General features: G+C 40.0%; 22 protein-coding genes. 16 read left to right on the plus strand and 6 right to left on the minus strand.

Annotation, left to right across the window (positions count from 1 at the left end):
• The first annotated feature begins 18 nt into the window (after positions 1-18).
• Positions 19-1,071, plus strand: coding sequence for a Rieske 2Fe-2S domain-containing protein (locus AWW67_RS15105; RefSeq protein WP_062302754.1), 1,053 nt, complete (start codon positions 19-21; stop codon positions 1,069-1,071).
• Here the strand turns inward: AWW67_RS15105 and AWW67_RS15110 are convergent.
• Positions 1,068-1,775, minus strand: coding sequence for an SDR family oxidoreductase (locus AWW67_RS15110; protein ID WP_062302755.1), 708 nt, complete (start codon positions 1,773-1,775; stop codon positions 1,068-1,070). The two genes, AWW67_RS15105 and AWW67_RS15110, sit on opposite strands and share 4 nt — an antisense overlap.
• A 154-nt stretch (positions 1,776-1,929) precedes the next feature.
• On the opposite strand from AWW67_RS15110, the gene AWW67_RS15115 reads away from it, so the two are divergent.
• Both AWW67_RS15115 and AWW67_RS15120 read left to right on the plus strand, forming a co-directional pair.
• Positions 1,930-2,664, plus strand: a complete 735-nt coding sequence (locus tag AWW67_RS15115; RefSeq protein ID WP_062302757.1) for an MlaE family ABC transporter permease — start codon at positions 1,930-1,932, stop codon at positions 2,662-2,664.
• Positions 2,661-3,410, plus strand: coding sequence for an ABC transporter ATP-binding protein (locus AWW67_RS15120; protein WP_053224366.1), 750 nt, complete (start codon positions 2,661-2,663; stop codon positions 3,408-3,410). Before AWW67_RS15115 ends, AWW67_RS15120 begins: the two co-directional genes overlap by 4 nt.
• Before the next feature lie 23 nt (positions 3,411-3,433).
• Here the strand turns inward: AWW67_RS15120 and AWW67_RS15125 are convergent, their stop codons facing one another.
• The 3 genes from AWW67_RS15125 to AWW67_RS15135 form a co-directional block, all read right to left on the minus strand.
• Positions 3,434-4,099 (minus strand): RNA polymerase sigma factor, encoded by a 666-nt coding sequence (locus tag AWW67_RS15125; protein WP_062303166.1) that lies wholly within the window; start codon positions 4,097-4,099, stop codon positions 3,434-3,436.
• Positions 4,100-4,238: 139 nt separating this feature from the next.
• Positions 4,239-7,394: a cytochrome c biogenesis protein gene (locus AWW67_RS15130; protein ID WP_071387153.1), complete on the minus strand. Its 3,156-nt coding sequence runs from the start codon at positions 7,392-7,394 to the stop codon at positions 4,239-4,241.
• A 195-nt stretch (positions 7,395-7,589) separates the two neighbouring features.
• A complete protein-coding gene (locus tag AWW67_RS15135; RefSeq protein WP_062302765.1) occupies positions 7,590-8,915 on the minus strand; it encodes a hypothetical protein in 1,326 nt (441 codons plus the stop codon).
• 552 nt (positions 8,916-9,467) lie between these two features.
• Here AWW67_RS15135 and AWW67_RS15140 point away from each other — a divergent pair.
• The 13 genes from AWW67_RS15140 (at position 9,468) to AWW67_RS15200 (ending at position 18,767) form a co-directional block, all read left to right on the plus strand.
• Positions 9,468-9,881, plus strand: a complete 414-nt coding sequence (locus tag AWW67_RS15140; protein WP_062302766.1) for a hypothetical protein — start codon at positions 9,468-9,470, stop codon at positions 9,879-9,881.
• Between the two features lie 177 nt (positions 9,882-10,058).
• Positions 10,059-10,493, plus strand: coding sequence for an RrF2 family transcriptional regulator (locus AWW67_RS15145; protein ID WP_062302767.1), 435 nt, complete (start codon positions 10,059-10,061; stop codon positions 10,491-10,493).
• Between the two features lie 48 nt (positions 10,494-10,541).
• Positions 10,542-12,347, plus strand: coding sequence for a cbb3-type cytochrome c oxidase subunit I (locus AWW67_RS15150; RefSeq protein ID WP_062302769.1), 1,806 nt, complete (start codon positions 10,542-10,544; stop codon positions 12,345-12,347).
• Positions 12,348-12,353: 6 nt separating this feature from the next.
• Entirely contained in the window at positions 12,354-13,364 is a 1,011-nt protein-coding gene (locus AWW67_RS15155) for a cbb3-type cytochrome c oxidase subunit II (RefSeq protein WP_062302770.1), read from the plus strand.
• 3 nt (positions 13,365-13,367) lie between these two features.
• Positions 13,368-13,634, plus strand: a complete 267-nt coding sequence (locus AWW67_RS15160) for a hypothetical protein (protein ID WP_062302771.1) — start codon at positions 13,368-13,370, stop codon at positions 13,632-13,634.
• Between the two features lie 4 nt (positions 13,635-13,638).
• Positions 13,639-14,061, plus strand: a complete 423-nt coding sequence (locus tag AWW67_RS15165) for a hypothetical protein (RefSeq protein ID WP_062302773.1) — start codon at positions 13,639-13,641, stop codon at positions 14,059-14,061.
• Positions 14,061-14,447 carry a group III truncated hemoglobin gene (locus AWW67_RS15170; protein WP_053224374.1) on the plus strand — a complete coding sequence of 129 codons (387 nt, stop codon included), beginning with the start codon at positions 14,061-14,063 and terminating at the stop codon, positions 14,445-14,447. Before AWW67_RS15165 ends, AWW67_RS15170 begins: the two co-directional genes overlap by 1 nt.
• The gene (locus tag AWW67_RS15175; RefSeq protein WP_062302774.1) at positions 14,444-14,902 is read left to right on the plus strand and encodes a hypothetical protein; all 459 of its coding nucleotides are present in this window, start codon (positions 14,444-14,446) and stop codon (positions 14,900-14,902) included. Before AWW67_RS15170 ends, AWW67_RS15175 begins: the two co-directional genes overlap by 4 nt.
• The gene (ric, locus tag AWW67_RS15180) at positions 14,886-15,611 is read left to right on the plus strand and encodes an iron-sulfur cluster repair di-iron protein (protein WP_053224376.1); all 726 of its coding nucleotides are present in this window, start codon (positions 14,886-14,888) and stop codon (positions 15,609-15,611) included. Before AWW67_RS15175 ends, ric begins: the two co-directional genes overlap by 17 nt.
• 122 nt (positions 15,612-15,733) lie before the next feature.
• Positions 15,734-16,198, plus strand: a complete 465-nt coding sequence (locus AWW67_RS15185) for a hemerythrin domain-containing protein (protein ID WP_053224377.1) — start codon at positions 15,734-15,736, stop codon at positions 16,196-16,198.
• Positions 16,199-16,331: 133 nt separating this feature from the next.
• The gene (locus AWW67_RS15190) at positions 16,332-16,871 is read left to right on the plus strand and encodes a DUF4142 domain-containing protein (protein WP_062302776.1); all 540 of its coding nucleotides are present in this window, start codon (positions 16,332-16,334) and stop codon (positions 16,869-16,871) included.
• 78 nt (positions 16,872-16,949) lie between these two features.
• On the plus strand, positions 16,950-17,312 hold the full coding sequence (locus AWW67_RS15195) for a cupredoxin domain-containing protein (protein ID WP_062302777.1): 363 nt from the start codon (positions 16,950-16,952) through the stop codon (positions 17,310-17,312).
• 9 nt (positions 17,313-17,321) lie between these two features.
• Positions 17,322-18,767 carry a pyridoxal phosphate-dependent decarboxylase family protein gene (locus AWW67_RS15200; protein ID WP_082794064.1) on the plus strand — a complete coding sequence of 482 codons (1,446 nt, stop codon included), beginning with the start codon at positions 17,322-17,324 and terminating at the stop codon, positions 18,765-18,767.
• Between the two features lie 25 nt (positions 18,768-18,792).
• Here the strand turns inward: AWW67_RS15200 and AWW67_RS15205 are convergent, their stop codons facing one another.
• Together AWW67_RS15205 and AWW67_RS15210 are read right to left on the minus strand one after the other, a co-directional pair.
• The gene (locus AWW67_RS15205) at positions 18,793-19,926 is read right to left on the minus strand and encodes a PQQ-dependent sugar dehydrogenase (RefSeq protein WP_082794065.1); all 1,134 of its coding nucleotides are present in this window, start codon (positions 19,924-19,926) and stop codon (positions 18,793-18,795) included.
• A gap of 60 nt (positions 19,927-19,986) precedes the next feature.
• Positions 19,987-23,397: a DUF8818 domain-containing protein gene (locus AWW67_RS15210; protein ID WP_141655474.1), complete on the minus strand. Its 3,411-nt coding sequence runs from the start codon at positions 23,395-23,397 to the stop codon at positions 19,987-19,989.
• Positions 23,398-23,401: the final 4 nt, after the last annotated feature.

Consider the following 23,401-nt stretch of genomic DNA (forward strand, 5'->3'; position numbering starts at 1 on the left):
GGGTGCAGATTTGATATAATGAGTACAGCAAAGTCAAAAAATTTACGAAACATTTGGTATGTAGCCTGTCATGGTAGCCTTTTGAAAAAAGGGAAGACCATTGAGAAGGAAATAGACAGCGAGAAAATTCTTTTGGGCAGAGATGAACAAGGGAAGGTTTTCGCGCTTCGCAACCAATGTCCGCACCGCGGCATTCCATTAACTTATGGCACTTTTGACGGTTGCGAAATTGAATGCTGCTACCATGGCTGGAGGTTTAAAACAGACGGCACTTGCTCAAAAATACCAACGCTCCCTCCTTCTTCTAAATTAGATGTAACTAAGGTAAGAGCGCCTTATTATCCGCTGCGCGAAGTGCATGGCATTGTACTGATTTACTTACCCAAAGACATGCGCAAGCCTGAGGACATGGACGAAAGTCTTTTCCCTCAGTTCCCTTTAAAAGAAGAAGCCAATTTCGATTTTGTGACAGCCAAGCCAATGTCTTGTAGCCTCGATCATTCCGTAATTGGTTTGATTGATCCGGCACACGTTCCTTTTGTGCATCAATCTTGGTTCTTTAGAAAAAAGACTAATCTAAAGCTAAAGACAAAGAATTTTTCTCCTTCGCACCTAGGTTTCAAAATGGTGCGGCATGAACCTTCTAAGAACTCAGCGGCTTATAAAATTCTAAAGAAAGAGCAGACGACAGAAATCAGTTTTCAGTTACCAGGCATCAGAATTGAGCATATTAAAGTGGGTGAAAATGATATCGTGATCATGACTGCCCTTACTCCTGTAAATGAAAACCAGACGGAATTGATTCAATTTATTTACACGGACATCGGTTGGTTCAAATACCTAAAACCTATCTTCTATCGCTTTGCCAACACCTTTATTCAGCAGGATGTAGATGTGTTTGAAAAGCTTAAAGAAGGATTGCAAAACAATCCTCCACTGATGCTGATGGGCGACCCTGATATGCAAGCGAAATGGTACAATGCTATTCGTACGCGTTACGAGAAATGCCAAGAAGAGAAAACGCCTTTCGAAAACCCAATCAAGCCACAAACTTTACAGTGGCAGACTTAAATATCTCCCAATTGCGGACGAAGGATAATTTCCTCCACTACAGTATTGGACGACAATGCATGGGCAGCATAAATCGCGTCAGCAATATCTGAAGCCTTCATAAATCGTTCTTCTGGAAGTCCGGCCCCTTCCCAACTTGGGGTATAGGTTGCGCCAGCTAAAATGGAAGTGACGCGTACCCCATGAGGTTTCATTTCTTCACGCAAAGCTTTTGTAAAACCCAGTAAGGCAAATTTGGAAATAGAATAGCTACCACCATTGGCATAGGCCTGAATTCCGGCTATTGAGCCCGTGGTAAAAACATGACCCGATTTGCGTACCATCATCCCAGAAATCAATGCACGTGTAAGGTGATAAGCACTGTAAAGATTCGTTTCAATCATCATTTCTAGATTTCCTTCATCCTCATTATATACACTGCCTGGAATAAAAGTGCCCGTATTATTCAAAAGCAGATCCACAGGGCGGTCAAAGGATTGAACCATCTCAGCGAATTTAAGCACCTCCTGTTTCTTTGATAAATCTGCCTGAATTGCGTGGATCTCAATTTTAGGGAAAGCCTCGTTTACCTCTTTCATGAGCTGTTTCAGGTCTTCTTGGTTTCGCGCGCAAGTCATAATATCAAAACCTTCTTTGGCAAATTTCTCAATGGTAGCTCTGCCTATTCCTTTTGTTCCTCCGGTAATTACTGCCAGTTTTTTCATGTTTGAATAATTGTTTCAGATTTTTACGTTTTACCAACGACTTGAAATTAGATCAATTTGTTCAATTAAGATGGCCCGAGCCGAATCTTTTGCCTCAAGTTTTGTTATTTTACCACCCTGTTAATTTAATCACCCTGATGGAAATGCTTTTTTAATGAAGAGTCTCGGCAAATACTTATTGTTTATAAGCTCTCTTTTCAAAAATCGTGAGTCGTTCAAAACCTATGTTAAATTAACCCTTGACGAATGCATGTTGGTGGGCATCAACAGTATCGTTTTGGTAGGTTTGGTTTCGCTCTTTATTGGAGCAGTATCCACCCTTCAAACCGCATATAACCTAATCAATCCACTAATTCCCGATAGTGTTATTGGATTGGTGGTACGTGACCTTACTATTTTGGAATTGGCGCCTACCATTACCGCTATTATTTTTGCTGGTAAGGTAGGATCGAGTATTGCGGGTAACCTTGGTACTATGCGAATTACAGAACAGGTAGATGCCCTTGAAGTAATGGGAATTAACTCTGCATCGTATCTAGTATTGCCAAAAATTGTTGGCACACTCATAATGTACCCGCTTTTGGTAATTCTTGCTGGAGTACTAGCGATTTTCGGTGGGTTCTTAGCCGCCAAATTTGGTGGTGTAGTTTCTACAGCCGACTACTTTATGGGACTCAAAATGGACTTCAATCAATTCACCGTTTCTTTCGCATTAATAAAATCTGTTGTTTTTGGCTTTCTAGTCTCATCCATTTCTTCCTATATGGGCTTTTTTACCAAAGGCGGTGCATTAGAAGTAGGTCAGGCCAGTACACGCGCGGTAACTGTAAGCTGTATAGCCATTTTGTTCAGTGATTTTATTCTCGCTCAATTACTTTTAGTAAGATGATAGAAGTTAAGAATTTAGTAAAGTCTTTCGATGATAAGGTGGTCTTAAATGACATCAGTGTGAAATTTGAGAAGGGAAAGACGAACCTGATCATTGGTGCCAGTGGGTCGGGAAAAAGTGTGATGCTTAAGAATATCGTTGGCCTTTTCAAACCTGATTCAGGAGACATTCTTTACGATGGCCGTGATTTTATCAATGCCCACAGAGACCTAAAAACCGACATTCGAAGGGAAATAGGAATGCTTTTTCAAGGAGGTGCGCTTTTCGATTCAATGACTGTAGAGCAGAATGTGAAATTTCCATTGGATATTCTTACCAAAATGCCCGAAGACGAAAAACTCGATAGAGTAAATTTTTGTCTGAAACGGGTAAAGTTAGAAAACACCAATAAGCGAATGCCTTCAGAAATTAGTGGTGGCATGCAAAAAAGAGTGGGTATTGCTAGGGCCATCGTAAACAGCTCTCAATACCTGTTTTGTGACGAACCTAATTCTGGACTCGACCCAATTACTTCGATCAAAATAGACCGTTTACTAGCGGAAATTACGGAGGAATACCAAATCACCACCGTGATTGTAACTCATGACATGAACTCGGTAATGGAAATTGGCGAATACATTATGTTCCTTAGCAACAGCCACAAACTTTGGGAAGGCAATAGTGATGACATTATGCATTCTGGTGTTCAAGAACTTGACGAGTTCGTATTCGCCAACAAAATGATGCGCAAGTTTAGGGATCAATAGTCTAGGTTGGCCTACAGCCTAGACTAAATACCATCCATAACAAACTGTACAATTCTATCGCAACGGCAGTTCCCGAATTCAAAAGCTGATACATCTACGGATTGCTTAAACAATTCTTCTTTCAGCATCTTCTTCGCCCTATACAACCTTACTTTTACATTGCTTTCGGTTAAATCGAGCGCAGCTGAAATCTCGGTATTATTCATGCCCTCCACTTGATGCAGCATAAAAATCACCCTGTATTTCTCTGGCAATTGGTCAATGGACTTCTCCACCATCAATCGGGTTTCGTGTTTAATTACGTTCTTTTCAGGATTCATTTGTCCGTTATCTGGGAGTAGAAAAATTCGACCAGACGCTTCCGTGTGTTCGTCAATAAAAAATATCCGTTTGTTCTTTCTAATCTTTTGTAGCGCCTCATTCATTCCAATTCTTACCAACCAAGTAGAAAAAGCGGCTGTACCTTTAAACTGATCTAACTTTTCATAAGCTTTAAGGTAGGCCTCTTGCATAGCATCTTCTACATCACCTTCAACAGTCATATAGCTCCTAATCACACGATAGAGTGTTTGATTATATCTGCGCATCAGTATCTCAAAGAGTTCCTTTTCACCACCCAATACTCTCCTGATGATTTCCGAATCCGACATTTTTCCAATGGTAATGTCATTCAATTTAATCGCTTCCATTTTTAGTGAGGTTTGAACATTAGATAACGACACTTCCATTTGGTTACAAAATTTATAACCAAACCGTTCCTGACCACGCCAACCAAGACTCAGAAGGCGATTTCAATACATTAACAATTCAAAAATTTGAGCTCAACGGTTAAGACAACCCAAGTTTAAACCAGTACTTCTTGTATTTCAGATAGGCCCAAAAAGAGACTACGCCAATGAACAGTAAAGAATAATAGACAAAATCAGGTGTTACTATATTATCTCCTTTGGCATAAGAATGAAGTCCCGATAAATAAAAATTAACACCGAAATAGGTCATTAAAATAGAATAGAAAGCTATTACACTCACTAAAGAAAACAGCCATTCACTACGGAGTTTAGGAATGAGGCGCATGTGAATAATAAAAGCATAAAGCATTATACTGATCAGCGCCCAAGTCTCTTTGGGATCCCAAGCCCAATATCTTCCCCAGCTTTCATTTGCCCATTGTCCTCCTAAAAAATTACCAATTGTAAGCATTACCAAACCCACGGTTAAACTCAACTCTGTAGTCAGTACTAATTTTTTTATATTCACTATCAAATCCTTCGAGTTCGATTGTTTTAAAAAAATCATCAAAATAAGGCTCAATAAGCCCAAGACCATGCCTAAGGTAAAAGGGCCATAACTTGCTACTATAATTGCTACATGAATCATTAGCCAGTAGGAATTCAAAACGGGTTGTAAATTGGCTATTGCGGGATCAAGCCAATTCCAGTGCGCCACCATAAGAATTATTGCGGACACAAATGTAGTAGCAGACAAGGCTAAATCCGACTTTCTCCCTAAGATTATTCCAAAGAGCATCGTTGCCCAACTAATATAAATTATTGTTTCATATGCATCACTCCAGGGAGCATGGCCCGATATATATGCCCTACCGATTAATCCTACACTGTGAAGTATAAAGCAAGCATAAACTAAAAAGCGAACTGCTTTTAGTGGCCATTCTAATTTCCTGCCCCTAGTTAGCATGAATATAATAGACAGTATCAATAATAGCCCCCCCACATAGGTATACCAAGTATAGAGTTTTCTAAACACATCATATTTATTGTAAAGTACTTCTGCATTTACTTTCGAGGGACTAGGAAGTACATCACCACCATATTTCGCCTGAAATTTCTTTATCTTTTCTAAAATAAGATCTGCCTCAGCATAGTCATTCGATCTTTCAGCTTCCAACATGCCAGAGATGTATAATGGAATCGAATGTTGTATAAACAATGAATCGTTTTTCGATACAGAGAAACCAGAAAGCTCATTCGATGAAATCCATTTATTATTCTTCTCGCCTGGCACTGGGAATATTCTTAATTGACTCCCCAATAGAGCGTTGTACATTAAGTTGACTCTCTTGTCAACCTCCATATAATCTTTATCAAATTGATTTGGGACGATTGATTTATAAGCATTATCAACTTCGTTTTGAATCTTGTAATCACCATTCCGTTCAAAAAACTCAGCAAGCGAAATATGAGTAGCATCAGAAGCCACGCCAAGCTTAGTCCTCAGTGTGCTATTCCCCCGTTTTAAATAAATCAACGGAACATTATACCAAAGCTGTGGTCGTTCTAAAATTGAAATAAGCACTTGGTCAGAATTCAGACCTTGATAAGTGTTACTCTTGCTCACCTTCCTCAAAATTTCTGAGCTATAGGTGTTCATAGGTTTCATTCGCCCGTTCCAATCCTGAACAAGCAAATGGCCAAATGCCAAAGCTTGTTTCTCAGGTACAGGCTTACTTAACACCAATGAATCAATTTTTTCTCGAACTAACATTGTAGACAAAGACTGTTCCTGAGCTCGGGCTTTTAAACCAGATACTACTAGCAAAACAACAGTCAGGCATAGACTGGAATTAAGTTTCTTCAGTTTACCAGCAACTTTAGAGAAATGAGAGCGCTTATCGAATAAAATAAGTAGTAAACCTAAATAAAGAACGAAGTATCCTATATAGGTAACCCATGTTCCATAAAAATCATGATTGACCGATAAGATCGTCCCTTTTTCATCTGGGTGAAATGAGGCTTGAAAAAAACGATAGCCTTTGTAGTCTAAAACATGATTCATGAAGATATCATAGTCGAAACTACTCTGATCATCGATCACCACGATTTCACTCTCGAAAGCAGAATAACTATTGGTAGTTCCTGGATATTTTTCAGCCCTAAAGTCTTTCAACCCCAGTTTAAATGGTAGCTTGAGCATCTCGCTACCATAGGATACCGTAAGTTGCATTCCATTAATAATGACCAACTCAGGTTTACCTATCTTCTTCTCACTCCCAAAAACTATAATTTCCTTTTGAACCGAATCGATTTTTACGTTCAAGATAAGGGCGTCATCTAAAACCTCATTCATGTTTCCACTATTAGATTCTAAGCTAACTTCGCCTCTTTGCGGAAGTTCCGGAACCACAAATTGCTGCTCTTCAATAGTATAAAAAGATTTTAGTCGAACTTCATTTTTAGTCCCTTTGTGAATTTCATACGAATCGTCAGAAGTCATTTGAGAAACAAATCCATCCAAGGGAGCAGTAATCACCAAACCATCCCCAGTCAATTCAAAATTAATAGCATTCTCGGTAGGCTTATTAAATGAATAAGTCCGGCCATTGAGTAATCTAGCCTCTCCTTCTTTGAGGTAAAAATCTTGACGTTCAGCCTCCACCAATAGAACAAGCTTGAGGAACAGATATCCTGAATTATTTGCTTGAAACACTTCTGACGCTGAAGAAATAAAATCCGCATAATCTATTTGAATTTCCTTGTTCGCTAAATCCGTATGAATGGAAAAATCATTGTGGCGCTGTGTATACTGAGACAACAATAGAGATTTTTCAATAATCTGGCGTTCCTTAACTGAGTCGGAAAGGGCTTCTATAATTACCTTAAGCTGTGTTTCATCCGAGATAATTTCATCACTCACGGCTTGTTCTCTAATCGACATTAAGCCCTCAGTGCCTGTGTAGCGGGTAATTGTAGCGCCCACAATTATGACAACAAGAGCCAAATGTATGGTTAAAACGGGCCACTTGGACTTACGACTCAAGCGATAAACCTTAATGTTAGCTACAAAATTGACCACAAACAGCATCAATATTGCCTCAAACCACCATGCTTCATAAATCAGAATTCGAGCAGCATTGGTGCCATGTTTATTTTCAATAAACGTTCCTATACCCATGGCAGTAGCAAAAGCAAGAAACAATACCCCCATCAACCTTGTCGATTTTAAATAGGTGATTAATGTATTCAACATAAAGAATCGTGATTTCTTAAGGTATTATTATGGAAGAACTTGATAGCAAATTTGGTGGGTTATAACAAGTAAGAGCATGACAGACCATCATTACTCCTGATAATATAACGGGTAATCTAGGCAAGAGAAAGCTGAGGAAAGTGCCCCCTTCAGCCCCGTATCCTCAAACTCTCAATGCCTTAAACACACTCTAACTCAAATTGATTTTAAATATTCTATCAGGTCATTCTTATCTTGATTAGACAAGCCTAAGTTGAAATGGCTATCATAATGATTAATTACATCATCTAAAGTTTCGAATCTGCCATCGTGATAAAACCCACCTTTCATTCTAGCAAATAGACCTCTCAACGGAGTAGTTCTGTATTGACCAGTAGGAGATCTCATGGCCTCAAAATCATCGATTCCTATTTCTTCGGCACTATGTAAGTTATAACCAGCATCTGTAAATATTGGAGAAATATGGCAGGTAGCACATTCGGCAACACCATTAAACAACACTTTTCCACGCTCAGCGGCTTGTGAGTCATAGCTACCCACAGGGGGCTTCGGAGCATCTAAAGACAATTGATAAGCTTGAAGAGCGGCTAACTCTGGTGTAATTAAATCAGGGTCATTTACCACATTGCCAAAGTTATTCTCAGCCGCAATAGGGAATCTCACTGGATCATTAAGACGCGCATCAGTAAAGTTACCTTTACCGTGCATTTCTAAATTGGCAACAAATGCATTCCAATACACCATATCACCCCAACCCGTATATGTGGCCAAATTAACCCCCTGTAAACCATAAGCAGCAGGTAACAAATTGGCGGCAATAGTGCCGTCAGGTTTCAGTGCTTTCCCATCTACCATCAGACCTGCGTTAAATTTACCAGGCCCCCAGCCTTTAAGAACAGCATCCACCGTAGGCACATCGACATGAAGTAAATCCGCCAAAAATTTTGCATTATCAGTCAAAGAAATAATAACTCCAACATTCAAGTCTCTATTTGGGTATCCATCTAATCGCTTTCCAATTCCTTCAGTGAAAGAATCATCTACGGTAGAGTGACAAAGTGCACAAGTAATCCCCACAGAAGTCATATCACCAGCCTCATTGAAGTTGCCTTTCACGCCAACAACGGCATCTAACTTCAATAATGCCAATGTGCTGGCCGGGTCTTGTAAATCAATTTGACCTGCCTGAATTGCACTAACAACTTCTTCAGGAAGTGCCTCTGAGTCCACTTTTAACCCAACGGACAATGCCGTGGCCGGACTCACTCCTGCTCCATACCCTCCATTGCTTTCTCCTAAAATAGCTTTATCAATATGAAGTACATCACTCCAAAAAGCCTCATCTCCGAAAGTATTATATCTAAATGTTTCTCTACCCTGCGATACCAATACTGGATCTAGAAACAGCGTATCAACCGCTGTAATTGTTTCGGTTCTAATTTCAATATCATCATTACAACCAACTAGGCTGAGAAAGAAGACAGCGATTAAAACGCCAAGTGCTAAAATATTTTTTTTCATAGGAATTAGGGTTTACATATTATATTTCAAGGATTTGGATAAAAGCAATCTTCCTGAACGGGACGCAAGACCGATATCGAACATTTAAAATTCTGGGTCAAGACATCAAACGCAATCAATATCTGGCCTTATGCTTCCCGCAGATTATAGAACACAGAAATAGGATAATTGAGGTGATAAGACCATATAAGGTCTTCGGCACAATTAAACAATCAACTGAGTTGGATCGCAACATTGAGTATTTGATACAAAGGGTCTGATCCTGTTACAAACTAATCATCATTTTTTTCAAATAGCTGGGAATTAACCACTTGAAATCACTACATATTCAACAGTCGATGACTTTTGCAACTCCCCTACCTATTCATAAGATATCCAACAACTCAATCTTCCTATACAAATACTCTTTATCAGGCTTCAACCAAGTTCCAATTGATTCTTCTGAAATATTCTAAAATCCAACATTGGATGCAGAGGCCTTGGTTGGGTTACAAATTTTGTAACCGAATTGTGAATCGATGATCTAAAGGGAAATTAAATACTAAAAAACTTATGAGAAATTCAGGAGACATTAAAGAAATTTTCAAAATCCACAACTTGATTAAGTTCACTTTTGGCTTAGTACCCATTGCTGCCGGAGCAGACAAGTTTTTAAATCTACTAACAGATTGGACCCAATACCTATCTACTAGTATGGTTGATATGCTACCTTTTAGCGCTTCCACTTTTATGATAATTGTGGGCATAGTAGAAATAGGTGCTGGTATTTTGGTATTAACCAAAACAGAAATGGGCAGTTATGTAGTCGCTGCTTGGCTTGTTCTAATTGCGTTAAGTCTATTGCTCACTGGCAGTCATCTGGACGTTGCCGTACGCGATATTGTAATGGCCATTAGTGTGTTTTCATTGGCGAGAATCACTCGGATAATTTTAGCCCACGGCAAAGGCGAAAAACGGAGCGAATAAGTCAAGTAACCTCAGCCCTCAATAAAAGCTAAATGGCTTTGTATTAAGGGCTGAATATATATCCCCCACATATTTGCAGAGAATGGAATGAATAATAATAAAATCATAATAAATAATTCGGATAAATTTGTCCGAATTAAAAACCTGACTTATCTTTGGACAGAAAATAAGTCAAGTATGTTCTCAAAAGCATGTGAATACGGAATTCGAGCAGTGATTTACATCGCACAAAAATCTCTTAATGAAGAGCGTGCGAGTTTAAAAGACATTACTGCGGAAATCGACTCTCCCGAAGCTTTCACTGCCAAAGTTTTACAACAGTTGGCCAAAGCAAAAATCATCAATTCAATAAAAGGCCCTAATGGTGGTTTTGAAATTGATAAAGGTGAAATCGACTCTATAAAACTTAGCGAAATTGTGAACGCCCTAGATGGAGATAATATTTATAAAGGCTGTGGTCTTGGTTTAAAGGTGTGCAATGCCAACGAACCCTGCCCTGTTCACGATAAGTTCACCAGCATAAGAAGTGAATTGAGGAAAATGCTTGAAAATACAAGCCTTTTTGAATTGGCCACCAGTTTAGAAACGGGTTTGACTTATTTGAAACGCTAAGTTAAATATTTATCAAAATAAAGGATATAAAGGTATTAATATCTTGTAATGAAACGAAATTATCTATTTACCACAGCATTACTCTTGCTTCCTACTTTCGCACTAAAAGCGCAAAATGAAACAATGGACGCACCTAATTGGCTCAGTAGCCCAGGTGTAATCGGAACTATTGTACTCATTGTTATTGTGTTGGTTGTTGCCATCATCATTTTAATGGCCAAGCTTTCTAGTCTCATTGGTAACTACCATCACCAACAAATAGTAAAGAAGGACTTGGCCTTTAATGAAGACCTGATCAAGCTAGATGATAATGAAATTGACGAAATACTAGCCAAACGAAAAGCAGCCTTAGCCTACAAACTCATAGGCAATGAACTAGGAAGCGATGTAGCCGCTACTGACGATAAAGGACTGCTCAGGGAGATTAGTCACGAGACGAACAACCCTTTCTTTGACGAAAAAAAAAAGACAACACTAGGTTTTGATACCCCAGCCCCACTTAGAAAGATCGTTCTTTGGTATGTAGGGGCCTCAGTATTCTGGCTAGTATTCGGCACACTCATAGGTCAATACTTGGGCATGAAGTTCATCTGGCCAGAGCTCGATAGTGTTTCATGGCTATCCTTTGGCCGTTTAAGACCTGTACACACAAACACCGTTTTTTGGGGCTGGGCTTCCTTGTCTATGATTGGCTTGGGCTATTTTGTAATTGCTCGTACTTCCAACACTATCATTTATAGCTATAAGTATGCTTGGCATGCTTGGGTACTTATTAACCTTTCTGTGTTTTTAGGAAATATCTGTTTGATGACAGGCATTAATAATGGTGGTGGTGAATACAGGGAATACATCTGGCCCGTGATGGCACTTTTTGCTATAGGCCTCATCATTACTTTTCGTAATTTCTATAAAACGGTAGCGCAAAGAAAGATTTCTGAAATCTATATTTCTAACTGGTTTATTCTCGCCTCTTTGGCTTGGACCATCATTCTATCTATTATCGCTTACATTCCTAGCTATCAAAATGGTTTGGGAGAAACCATTATTCAAGGTTATTACATGCATCAAGGCGTAGGTATGTGGTTCATGACTTTTACCTTGGGGCTTATTTATTACTACCTTCCTTCAGCCCTTAACAAACCCATTTACTCATACTCCCTAGGGGTGCTCGCATTTTGGACGCAAATGCTGTTTTATACACTAATTGGCACTCACCACTTTGTGTTTAGCCCTTTGCCTTGGTGGCTACAAACGGTGGCGATTGTATTCAGCGCAGGCATGTTCATTCCCGTAGTTTCTGGCACTACTAACTTTCTAATGACCATGAAAGGCAGTTGGAGCCATATTTCGAAAAGTTATGTATTGCCCTTCTTTTTAGTGGGTGTAATCTATTACTTCGTGGGTTCTACACAAGGCAGCTTCCAGGCCTTTAGGTTCACCAATTACATCTGGCATTTCACCGATTTTAATGTGGCGCATTCGCACATGACCATGTACGGTATTATTTCATTCATTCTTTGGGCTTGTATTTATACGCTTCTTCCAAAGTTGACAGGAAAGGAACCACCACAGATTTTTGTGGGAGCACATTTCTGGATGGCCTTTATTGGACTTTTCGCTTACACCATTTCATTAATGGCTGGTGGTACTCTAAGAGGGCTGAGTTGGTTAGAAGGAAATGCATTTATCGACTCTGTTATTTTGATGCAACCTTATTGGGTATGGCGCGCAGTAGGCGGTTCACTCATGTTCCTTTCCCACCTCATTTTCGCTTATAATTTTTACTATATGGCAAAAAAAGAGCCTGTAGTAAAACCCCTGAAATCGAAGCAACTAGAAACTATAACTGCATAAAACGAAATGTTCAACTTTCATAAAAATCATAAAATACTTGTCAATATGGCCATAGCTGGCTTCTTGACACTCAGTCTGTTGATTGCGGTATTGCCTGCATCTCAAATGCAGAAAACAGCACCACTACCCGATCAAATGGCCTTTACGGAAATGGAGCAAGAAGGGCTCAGGCTCTATATTGCTGAAGGCTGTGTTGCCTGCCATACCCAGCAAGTGAGAAGCATTGAAATGGACAACGTTTGGGGCGGTCGTCCTTCAATGCCCTCGGATTACTACTTTAGTAAACAACGTCTGGATGTGTGGCGGCAATCACCCTCACTATTGGGCAGTGAACGCACTGGCCCCGACCTCACCAATATCGGAAAACGGCAACCTGTTAAAGATTGGCACCTGATGCACCTTTATAACCCACGTTCTGTGGTAAAGGAATCCATCATGCCGTCATACCCGTGGTTATTCGAAGAAAAAGCTACCGATAAAGTCACTCCAGAAGATGTGGTTGTACCTGTTGGAAGCCCATTCTTCAACAAACCCAATAAAAAAATTGTAGCTACCACCCAAGCATTACAACTGGTAGCTTATTTACAATCGATGAAACAAGTTGAAATGCCAGGAAGCAGTCCAGCTTTTATCCCTCAAAATAAAAAGGAAGAACTTTCTACAACCGCTTCAGACCCTAATCAAGCATTGCTTCCTGATGGTGCCAAACTCTACGCAAATGTTTGCGCAGCCTGTCACCAAGCCAACGGTGAAGGAATTCAAGGTGCTTTCCCTTCTTTAGTGGGAAGCCCAATTGTAACTGACCCCAGTCCAGAAATGATGGTCAAGGTAATTCTTATGGGCTATGATGCACGCAGTGAGTTTGCTCAAATGCCACCATTTGCTGATCAATTGAGCAATGAAGAAATAGCTGCCATTGCCAACCATGAGCGAACCAGCTGGGGCAATAATGCCTCTACCCTTTCGGCTGAAGACGTGAAGAAAATAAGAGACATGGTCAACCAACAAAATCCATAAGAAATGAGAAAGCTAAGTTTAATTTTCATGTTAACCTTCATCGCTCAACAAATGGTAAATGCCTGTGAGCTGTGTAAGGAAAAACAACCTAAGGCTCTGGCTGAAATTACGCATGGCGCTGGTCCAAATGGCACGCTCGATTATATCATCATATGGTCTGCTGTAATCATTGTAAGCCTCACGTTTTTCTATAGCATTAAGTATTTGGTAAAACCAGAGAAAGCAGACCCGCAGCATATTAAAAATATTGTAACCCAAGAATACTTCTGAAAAGATGGAAGATCAACGAATTATAAAGGTGTTTCTGGATGAAGAAACAGTTCCGTTCGGAGAATTTAAGCCTCCAGTGAAGTTTACCATGGACACGACCAAAATACCTGATGGCCACCACAAATTAAAAATAGTGGCCAAATCCAGTAATGGTGTGGAAGGGGTAAAAACCATTCCTTTTGAAGTAAGGAATGGCCCTGAAATAGCCGTGGTTGGTTTACAAAAAAACGAGGTGGTCGACACTCAAGTGTCCATCACCATAAACGCTTATGGTAGCGAAATAGAAGACCAGTTTATCATTAAAGGCTCTGAAACGCCTAAGGCTATACCAGCTTGGGTATGGGCTTTGGTGATCTCATTTGTAGCCTTCGGCCTTTTCTATCTAATAATGAACTGGAATCCAGACTTATATAAATCATTCTTTTAATGAAAGAAATCTTAAGCATATCCGACATCAAATTATTAGTAGACACCTTTTATGATAAGGTGAGGAATGACGAACTACTGGCCGATATATTCAATGGTGTGATTAAAAATAAATGGCCACAGCATTTAGAGAAAATGTACCGCTTTTGGCAAACCATTCTTTTGGGTGAACACACCTATTACGGAAGTCCTTTTGCACCGCATGCTCACCTGCCCATAGATGCAAAGCACTTCGAGCGATGGATTGAGTTATTCTATGGCACCATAGATGAACTTTTTGAGGGCGAGAAAGCTGATGAAGCCAAATGGCGTGCTCAAAAAATGGCCGAAATGTTCTTATTCAAAATCGAATATTATAAAGAACGAGACTCAAAACCTTTGTTATGACAATACAAGTAAAATCGCCAATCGCAGTAGTTTCTGTCTTCTTATGGATAGGCTTTGTATGCGCCATTAGCTTTATGGAAGCTTGGTTGAAATTTCAGGCACCTGGCATTACGCTGCACTTAGGTTTGGGCATTGGCCGATTAGTTTTTGGTGCACTAAACAAAGTGGAATGGGTATTCGCCATTGCAATAGGCATACAGCTTGTCATTCATAAAGCACCCTTATTGAGTACAAAAACCGTAGCATACTTACTCCCACTCTTACTCCTATTCATTCAAACACTTTGGCTATTACCTGCGCTTGACGCTAGAGCCGAAATGTACATTGAAGACATTATACCACCTGCTTCTAACCTCCATTTCTATTACGCTGGGGCAGAAGTTATTAAGGTGATATGCTTACTTATTTATGGTATTACACAATTTAAAAAAACAGATTATGGAAAATCTTATTGAAAAAACCATTGGTGAAATTGTAGCTGAAGATTACCGTGCCGCGGCAGTATTCGAATCTTATGGAATTGATTTCTGTTGCAATGGCAACCGTAGTATAGATGTGGCATGCGAAGAAAAAAACATCAATCAAGACGAGCTCATGGATAAACTCAATTCAGCGATTACCAGAGTACACGCTGGAGGAAATGACTACAAACTTTGGCCAATTGATTTACTAGCAGACTACATTGAGAAAAAGCACCATCGCTATGTAGAAGAGAAAATGCCCGTAATAAAACAGTACTTGAATAAAATAAGTAGTGTTCACGGCAAAAACCACCCTGAATTATTAGAAATAGAATCACTTTTCAATGCATCTGCTGGTGAATTGGCTATGCACATGAAAAAAGAAGAACTCATGCTCTTCCCTTTTGTTAGAAAAATGGTGAATTCCCAAAGTGAAGATATTAAAGCACACCCTCCACATTTTGGCACTGTGAACAACCCCGTACAGGCAATGATGCACGAACACGACACTGAAGGAGAACGTTTTCGTCAGATTAGCAAATTAAGCAACCAATACACACCACCAGCTGATGCTTGTAATACTTATAAAGTGGCCTTTTCTCTTTTAAAAGAGTTTGAAGATGATTTACACCTTCATATTCACTTAGAGAATAACATTCTCTTCCCTAAAGCCGTAGCCTTAGAGAAGAAATTAACTGCATAAGTTACGCTTGGCAGAATGAATAAACAGGACCCTTTTATTCGTTCTTAGAGTTGATCCTAGCTAGCCCTGTAATTTCAGTATAGAAATCGCAGGGTTATTTCTCTTTACTAAAAAGAAAAACTATGGAAGAAAGAAAACCCCTTAAACGACACAAAGCACTTCAGCCCTTCAGTCGCGAACACCATCATGGCTTATTGCTCTGTTGGAAAATACGGAAGGGATTTCTTTCTAAGGTTGATCCAATGAGGATAAAGACTTATGCTGACTGGTTTTATAAAACCCATCTCATTCCTCATTTTTCAGATGAGGAGAAATTCATCTTCCCCATTTTGGGAGAAGAACATGAGCACATTAAAAAGGCTATGGCGGAGCACAGAAGACTTGCTCGGCTTTTTGAAGATAAGGAAGACATTGCCCGCAATCTCAGCAGAATTGAAGAGGAATTGGAAAGGCACATCCGCTTTGAAGAGCGGGTACTTTTTCCTGAAATTCAAGACATAGCAACTTCTGAGCAACTAGCGCAAATGACCGAAATGCATGATTCAGTTACATTCAAGGAAAATAATGAAGATCCTTTTTGGTTGTAGTTGCCTATTCTAGCCCCTCTATTTCACTACGTATTTTAAGATCAAATTATCCGATTGATTTATCAACCAATTTGTAACGAATGGCGCTGTTCTGTATCCAATAGGAAATAAATTAAACAGAATAGTAAACGCTATGAAAAAACATGTAAAATCAAAAGTTAAGCTGTTTTTAACAGCTACTTCCTTCCTGATTTCAGCTTCCCTTTTGGGGCAAGAAGCGCCTAAACTAAATGATGCTGAAATTGCCCACGTAGGGGTTGTTGCCAACCAGATCGACATTAGTTATGCCGAGGTAGCCAAGAAAAAATCCAAAAACAAAGAGGTTGTTAATTTTGCTGAAACCATGATCCGTGATCACAAATCAGTAATTGAACAAGCTACTACTTTGGTAACAAAGCTTGGTGTAACTCCACAGGATAATGCCGTTAGCAAATCGCTCATGGACGGTGCTAAAACAACAGAGAAAATGCTCAAAAGTAAAAGTGCAAAAGACTTCGACAAAGCATATATCGACAACGAAGTAGCCTACCACAAAGCCGTAATTGATGCAGTTAAAGGCATCTTGATCAAGCAATCAAGCAACACTGAACTTAGAGAATTTCTTCAAGCCATTGTGCCTGCATTAGAAACGCACCTTAAACATGCGGAAATGGTTCAAAAATCTTTCAAGTAGAGTTGCTTTCTGTTCAAAAAGGGCCTCATTTTTTAGAGGCCCTTTTACCCTATTCATCATTCAATTTTTCTAATTATTATGAAAACTATTCCGATTTCATTCATCAGCTTTATATTGTTGTTCTTTACCTCATCTCCTGCTCAAATCGCAGAAAATCAGGCTATAGAATCTTCTATAAGAATACAAAAATCTCAAAAACACATTATTGAAATCAAGCAATTAAAGTTTATTCCGGATTATATTGAGGTCAATAAAGGCGATACCATTACCTTTATTAACAATGATTATGTTGATCACGATGTAACCGAAGAAAAAACAAAAAAATGGTCATCTTCCCTTATGAAAAAAGGAAATTCATGGAGTATGGCTGCAAAGGTAGATGCAGATTACTACTGTACACTTCACGTAATTATGAAAGGAAAAATCAGAGTTAAGAAATAACACCAGTCAATGGATAATAGGAAAGATCAATCTTCTGCTCAACATCATAAATCTGAAAGTTTGTCGACAGCTTTAGAGACCAACGCAGACCAAAGACTTTCTTTACAGAAATCGGTAATTGCATATGCCGAAGGTTTTCTGAATGGCCTTGAAAACAGGAAGGCTTACGAATTTGATAGTTACGGAAAAGAAGATGGAGACTCTTTCTTCGACATTGACGAGCAGAACCACCCTATTGAAGATATTCTCCCTTTTATTGGCGAAAGAGTAGATAAACCCGGCCTGAACCCAGCTTCTGGAGGTCATTTGGGCTATATACCCGGTGGCGGAATTTACGAGTCCGCTTTGGGCGATTATCTGGCCGCGGTTTCCAATCGTTATGCAGGTGTATTTTATGCTTCTCCGGGAGCAGTGCGCATGGAGAATGCGCTGATCGATTGGGCAGGAAAGCTGATTGGCTATACGAGTCACTTTGGAGGTAATTTAACTTCGGGCGGAAGCATTGCTAACCTCATCGCTATTTCGACAGCGAGAGAGGCTAAAAAACTAAAGGGGAAAGACCTTGAATCAACGGTAATCTATACCTGCCAGCAAACGCATCATAGTTTGCAAAAAGCCATTAAACTTTGTGGTTTGGGCGAGTGCATCTTGCGCATTATTGATTTGGATGAAGATTATCGAATTATTCCAGAAAAACTAAACGCTCAAGTACTTGAAGATAAAGAACAAGGCCTTCAGCCCTTTTTGGTCATTGCCAATGCAGCCTCAACAGATGTTGGGGCAGTTGATCCGCTTAACGCCATTGCCAGTATTGCCGAAAAACATGATTTGTGGTTCCATGTAGATGCTGCCTATGGCGGTTTTTTCCAATTGACAGCACAAGGCAAGGAAGTAATGAGCGGCATTGAAAAAGCTGATTCGGTTATTCTCGACCCACATAAAGGCTTATTCCTCCCCTATGGTTCAGGCATTGTGTTGATTAAAAATATTGAGCATTTGGCAGCGGCCAATAGCTACGAAGCCAATTACATGCAGGACACCAAAATGCATCAGGATGAAATGTCGCCAGCTGAGCTTTCTCCAGAATTGAGCAAGCATTTTAGGGGGATGCGTATGTGGTTACCGCTTAAGCTTCATGGTATCGGTCCATTTAAAGCTTGTTTGGAAGAGAAAATGGAATTGGCGCAATATTTCTATACCCAGATTAAAGCAATGGGTTTTGAGGTTGGCCCAGCGCCAGTACTTTCAACAGTAATTTTCAGGTACCTACCCAAGGATAAAGATGCCAATGAATTCAATGCAGCCATTGTCAAAGCCATTCATCAAGACGGAAGAATTTTTATTTCTTCCACCACGCTCAACGGGCAATTCTACATGCGCGTAGCTGTGCTTTCATTCAGAACCCATAAAAAGGAAATTGATCTGCTTTTGGAGATTATCGAAAAGCAACTATGAATTGAAAAGTAGATTTTGGTGAGCCTTACTTCTGCACCAATCTATAAAGTCCTTTTCCTTCTACACCAACATACAAATAGCCATCGTTGCCCATTTCTACATTACGCACACGGCCAATGCCTTCTGCAATCTTTTCTTCCTTCACCACTTTATCGTTTTCGATCACGAGGCGCACCAAATAACTGAACTTCAATGAACCAACTATAAGGTTGCCATCCCAGCCCGCATATTTCGCATTCTGAACAAAGGCCATTCCGCAAGGGGCAATTGACGGCACCCAATAAGTAACGGGCTGTTCCATTCCTTCCATAGCCGTTTTGTCGGTGATAGCACCACCTCCATAGTTTTCACCATAGGTAATCACTGGCCAACCGTAATTCTTTCCCTTTCCAATAATATTTACCTCATCACCACCTTGTGGGCCATGTTCATGTTCCCAAATATCGCCAGTTGCTGGGTTCGTGGCCAAACCTTGAGGGTTTCTATGTCCGTAAGAGTAAATCGCTGTTTTTGCGTTAGCCGTATTCACAAAAGGGTTGTCTGAAGGAATTGAACCGTCATCATTTAATCGATAGACCTTTCCTCCGTCACGCGTAATATCTTGAGGGTTTACATCCCGATTACCACGGTCTCCAATCGAAAAGTAAACACGATTTTGGGCATCGAAGGCTATTCTACTTCCGAAATGCTGACCCGCTCTTGTATTGGGCGAACCCTTGTAAAGCACTTCGTGATTATCAAATGACGAGCCGTTCCATTTTGCTCTTGAAAGGGCAGTCATTGCTCCGTCACCCTCACCTTCTGCACTGGCAAAAGTAAAGTAAACCCATTTATTCGATTCAAAATCAGGATGAAGCTCGATATCCAAAAGTCCACCTTGTCCTCTTGTTGTACTTTGAGGCCCTCCTGAAACTTCCTTATTTATCACCTTCCCATTCTCAATCAATACAATAGTTCCTGCTTTCTCAGTAACCAATATTTTACCGTCAGGAAGAAAAGCCATCCCCCATGGATTACTTAGTTCGTCTGTTACCAACTCGGGCACTAAATCACTGGCTTGAGTGGATTCAGTGATTTCAAGTGGCCCGCTGGTGGTTTGAGCATCACATGAAAGCGTGAAGAAAATTGCAAGTGCGAAAAGAGGTTTAATAAAGGACATAGCTATTTTGTTTTATGCTTACAACGTTAAAAATAGGGTATTTTGTTTTGAAAACTAATTCTAGAACAAAGCAGATATCTGAACCCTGCCCAAATGCACAATTGGATTACCTTCTGATTTACGGGCATCATAGCGAAGAAGCAATTGGAGTCCATTGCCAATTTTCTGTTGCCAGTTCAGGTTCCAGGTAAGGTTGCGCCCTGGCCGAAGCGCTTCTAACAATTCATAGCCCGTAGGTGAGTTTTCTTGCCCAGTAAAATCAATATTGATGTACTTGAAGTTGGCACTCAAGGTAGTTTTAGCCGCTTTAGAAAAACGGGTGTCGATTGAGAATTCATTGATTTTAGAGCCTTCATTACTGTTTTCAGAAAAAACATTTTTCTTTTCCTTATTGGCATAAGTGGTCGTGAGCCTGAAAAAATTGCTGGGCTGCCATGAAATTGCCGGCTGATAAACCTTACTCTGTATCAGGTAATTTCTTTGGGTAAGTACATCCGAACTACTTGCTCTTTCGCCAGAAATAAAAGTCAGATCGAGATTAGTTTGGTAGTTTACATTCCAACGAACATGCGCTCTTAACTCGTCATTATCAATACGTTCAAAGCCATTCAATAACAGTTGTCGGTTCTCTTGCTGAGCAAAACCTAAATCGGCAGCAAAGGCCGCCCTAGACTGATTAAAAAAGATGGTCGAACGAAGGGTTTGTCTAGAAGATAAAATCATATCATCTGCCACATTTATAGGCCAAAGTCTAGCAGCTAGGTCTTCATCCGTGATTTTAGAATTCAGCGTATAGGCCGTTGTATTGGTAAAACGTGCCAAGAGTTTTTTCAATCCTCCATCTTCAAACCAAGTATTAGGCGTTTTCATTCTTAGTCGATAACTGATGTTGGTATTGAAAGCCTCTTCATAGTTGTCGGTAGGAACAAAAATCTTGGCGTAGTTCTTTTCATCAGGGTTTACCGCAATGTAAAACTCATTTAGGTCTTGTACCCCATCATTATTGTCGTCACGCCAAGTGTGTGTTCCTTCTCCAGTTGGCACCTGAATAAAAATAAACTCTCTACGCAGCTCGCGGCTGTTGGCAAGATTATACGAAAGTTCTGACTGAATTGAACGATCTAAGAAATTTCCCAACCAATCTACTCGCCCCATAATGGTGCGGTCATTCCTGTCTTCTCCTATTTGGTTTAAATTTTCTAAATCTCGGTAAGTAAAAAGGGTTCGTAGGGTTTGTGTTTCATCAATTTCAGTATTGAAAAACGCGCTCCAAGTTTCTGACCTATTGCTGTTAATCAGTTCTCCGTTGAATGGTGTTCTGTCTTGCCGTACTTGGTATTCAACTCCATAGTTCGTGGTAAGGCTTTCATCATTTTTCAAATAGACAGTATGTGCTTCAAAATTCATTGAAGACCGTACAATTTCATCCGTAGTGGTGTTAAAAACCTCATTTCGATCTACTTGATAACGGTAGCCCGGAATTAACCACTTGGAACGGATAGACAAATCGGTGGATAATCTTTGCCATTCTGAATACAAGACTTGCTGATCATTATTCATGGAAAAAGCATCTACTTTTAGTCTAAAAATACTGAGCTCTTTTGCTCCTTTAAAGTATTGCTGTACACCATCTACGGCCTCTCCTCGTTTTCTTCTCACCAACCGATAATCCATATTATTGAGCGCATCCTTCTGCAAACCAGCCTTGGCTTCCAGAATATTCTCGGCAAACTGCTCTTCAAAATCGTTTGAGTTAAAACTCCAATCGCGGTCAAATTCTATATAACGCACACGGTCGATGAATGAGAAAGCATCGTTATTGAATTCGTATGAAGCACCTGCATTGAACTTATAGCCTTCGAGCCCTTTCACAGGTCGATTTACAGATTCATAGATGAGCTTATAAGCCATTCCTCTATCATCATCTGCATCCAAATCTGAGAATAGATTGAGGTCGTTTTTTGAGAAGGCCACTTCGCCACTCAGCTTGTCATAATCGTTCAATTTAGCCCCTGCACCAAGGGTTACCATCTGCTTTTGGTTAGGCGCATTCAGTAGCGAAATAGGTTCATAATCTCCTTGCAACTGCCCATTTACAGGGGCTACCCATTTATAAATTCGTCCGTTGGTGGTAGAGTTAATTAACACGTAGTTACCACTACCTTGCCCCACCAAAGTAAACTGGACATTGAAAAAGGCAGAATCTGGATTGGTGGAATATTGAAAAATATCGAATTCATTACCCAAATTATCCGTGCCAATTGTTTTTCGGTAAAGGACAATATCTGGCCTGTATTCTAAGCTATCTACACGAGATGTAAAGGCCTGATTTAGATCATCGCCTGCATCGGCTAAAATTCGTTTTTCTTCCAAACTCAAATCAAAAGCGAGGGGCTGATTTCGATTGTCCTTCTCTCCATAATAGTTAAAAGAGAAATCGAGTTTATCGTTGGATTGGTAGTGACTGGCTTGAAAAATAGAACGCGAATAGTTTTGGTCTGAAAATTCAAAATCAATCCTTATTCTACTGAATTTGGTAATGAGCACTTTGTTGGTAAAAGTAACTTCGCCCAAATTATAGTCGATTACATAATCGTTATCGAAACCACGAGTCAGTTCTTCTCCGTCTACAAATACTTTTTCAGAACCTGCTATTACAATGATGAAACGCTCATTGTTTGGTCCTCGAACTCGATAAGGTCCGAGGACGCCTTCTATTGGATCCACATTGATGGAGGCAAATCGGCCTTTGGCTACTGAGGCCGCAAAAGTGGTTTCTGCTTTAAAGCCATTGGCCATTTTATAAGCTGTTTTGAATTGTGCTCCCTGTACATTTTTGTAGTAACGCAAGAAGTTGGAGGCTCCATTCTTGAGCACTACATCACCGGCAGTTAATGACCACCTATCGTTATAAAGCTGAATGAAAATATTGTCGAAATCTTGTAGTTGTTGCGTGTTTCCTTCCGGCTGAAAAGGTACATTTCTATCGGTAATTACTGCGCGCAAATTCACATTTTCTGTCAACTGTCCTTCCATCTGCAGGTTTAGGGAAGAATTCACAAAAACATCCTGCTTGTTCCCGAAGGAAATTCCTCTGGTTATACTCCCCGTTTTTGAAATGTTTTGGGTAGAAAAAGCTTCTTCACGTTTGGGCATGGCCAGCTTTTGCTGGTAACGAATGGCATCTTTGAACAGCGCGGTAGAATCGTAAATGGCCAGTGTTTTATTGGCGCGTTTGGTGTGTAAATCGTAAGGCAAAGTGCGAAAACAAACGATAACAGAATCTAACGCAGGGTATGAAATACTGATGGTATTGGTATTCAATTGAAAGTTGAACTGAATATTTTGCCCTTCTAATTGCGCCACTTTAATGGATTCAGGAATGACAGTAAGCGAATCGAGCACGATTGGTTTACCGTCAGTTTTCACCCATTTGCACTGTTCTTCTGTTTGGGCAAATAATGTTGGCACAAAT

It is taken from the genome of Roseivirga seohaensis (assembly GCF_001592945.1).
GTDB classification, from domain to species: Bacteria; Bacteroidota; Bacteroidia; order Cytophagales; family Cyclobacteriaceae; genus Roseivirga; species Roseivirga seohaensis.

What these genes read in the sequence shown, in the direction of transcription:
- AWW67_RS15105 (WP_062302754.1), top strand. Translation starts at nt 19, where the DNA reads ATGAGTACAGCAAAGTCAAAAAATTTACGAAACATTTGGTATGTAGCC.
- AWW67_RS15110 (WP_062302755.1), bottom strand. Translation starts at nt 1,775, where the DNA reads ATGAAAAAACTGGCAGTAATTACCGGAGGAACAAAAGGAATAGGCAGA.
- AWW67_RS15115 (WP_062302757.1), top strand. Translation starts at nt 1,930, where the DNA reads ATGAAGAGTCTCGGCAAATACTTATTGTTTATAAGCTCTCTTTTCAAA.
- AWW67_RS15120 (WP_053224366.1), top strand. Translation starts at nt 2,661, where the DNA reads ATGATAGAAGTTAAGAATTTAGTAAAGTCTTTCGATGATAAGGTGGTC.
- AWW67_RS15125 (WP_062303166.1), bottom strand. Translation starts at nt 4,099, where the DNA reads ATGGAAGCGATTAAATTGAATGACATTACCATTGGAAAAATGTCGGAT.
- AWW67_RS15130 (WP_071387153.1), bottom strand. Translation starts at nt 7,394, where the DNA reads ATGTTGAATACATTAATCACCTATTTAAAATCGACAAGGTTGATGGGG.
- AWW67_RS15135 (WP_062302765.1), bottom strand. Translation starts at nt 8,915, where the DNA reads ATGAAAAAAAATATTTTAGCACTTGGCGTTTTAATCGCTGTCTTCTTT.
- AWW67_RS15140 (WP_062302766.1), top strand. Translation starts at nt 9,468, where the DNA reads ATGAGAAATTCAGGAGACATTAAAGAAATTTTCAAAATCCACAACTTG.
- AWW67_RS15145 (WP_062302767.1), top strand. Translation starts at nt 10,059, where the DNA reads ATGTTCTCAAAAGCATGTGAATACGGAATTCGAGCAGTGATTTACATC.
- AWW67_RS15150 (WP_062302769.1), top strand. Translation starts at nt 10,542, where the DNA reads ATGAAACGAAATTATCTATTTACCACAGCATTACTCTTGCTTCCTACT.
- AWW67_RS15155 (WP_062302770.1), top strand. Translation starts at nt 12,354, where the DNA reads ATGTTCAACTTTCATAAAAATCATAAAATACTTGTCAATATGGCCATA.
- AWW67_RS15160 (WP_062302771.1), top strand. Translation starts at nt 13,368, where the DNA reads ATGAGAAAGCTAAGTTTAATTTTCATGTTAACCTTCATCGCTCAACAA.
- AWW67_RS15165 (WP_062302773.1), top strand. Translation starts at nt 13,639, where the DNA reads ATGGAAGATCAACGAATTATAAAGGTGTTTCTGGATGAAGAAACAGTT.
- AWW67_RS15170 (WP_053224374.1), top strand. Translation starts at nt 14,061, where the DNA reads ATGAAAGAAATCTTAAGCATATCCGACATCAAATTATTAGTAGACACC.
- AWW67_RS15175 (WP_062302774.1), top strand. Translation starts at nt 14,444, where the DNA reads ATGACAATACAAGTAAAATCGCCAATCGCAGTAGTTTCTGTCTTCTTA.
- ric (WP_053224376.1), top strand. Translation starts at nt 14,886, where the DNA reads ATGGAAAATCTTATTGAAAAAACCATTGGTGAAATTGTAGCTGAAGAT.
- AWW67_RS15185 (WP_053224377.1), top strand. Translation starts at nt 15,734, where the DNA reads ATGGAAGAAAGAAAACCCCTTAAACGACACAAAGCACTTCAGCCCTTC.
- AWW67_RS15190 (WP_062302776.1), top strand. Translation starts at nt 16,332, where the DNA reads ATGAAAAAACATGTAAAATCAAAAGTTAAGCTGTTTTTAACAGCTACT.
- AWW67_RS15195 (WP_062302777.1), top strand. Translation starts at nt 16,950, where the DNA reads ATGAAAACTATTCCGATTTCATTCATCAGCTTTATATTGTTGTTCTTT.
- AWW67_RS15200 (WP_082794064.1), top strand. Translation starts at nt 17,322, where the DNA reads ATGGATAATAGGAAAGATCAATCTTCTGCTCAACATCATAAATCTGAA.
- AWW67_RS15205 (WP_082794065.1), bottom strand. Translation starts at nt 19,926, where the DNA reads ATGTCCTTTATTAAACCTCTTTTCGCACTTGCAATTTTCTTCACGCTT.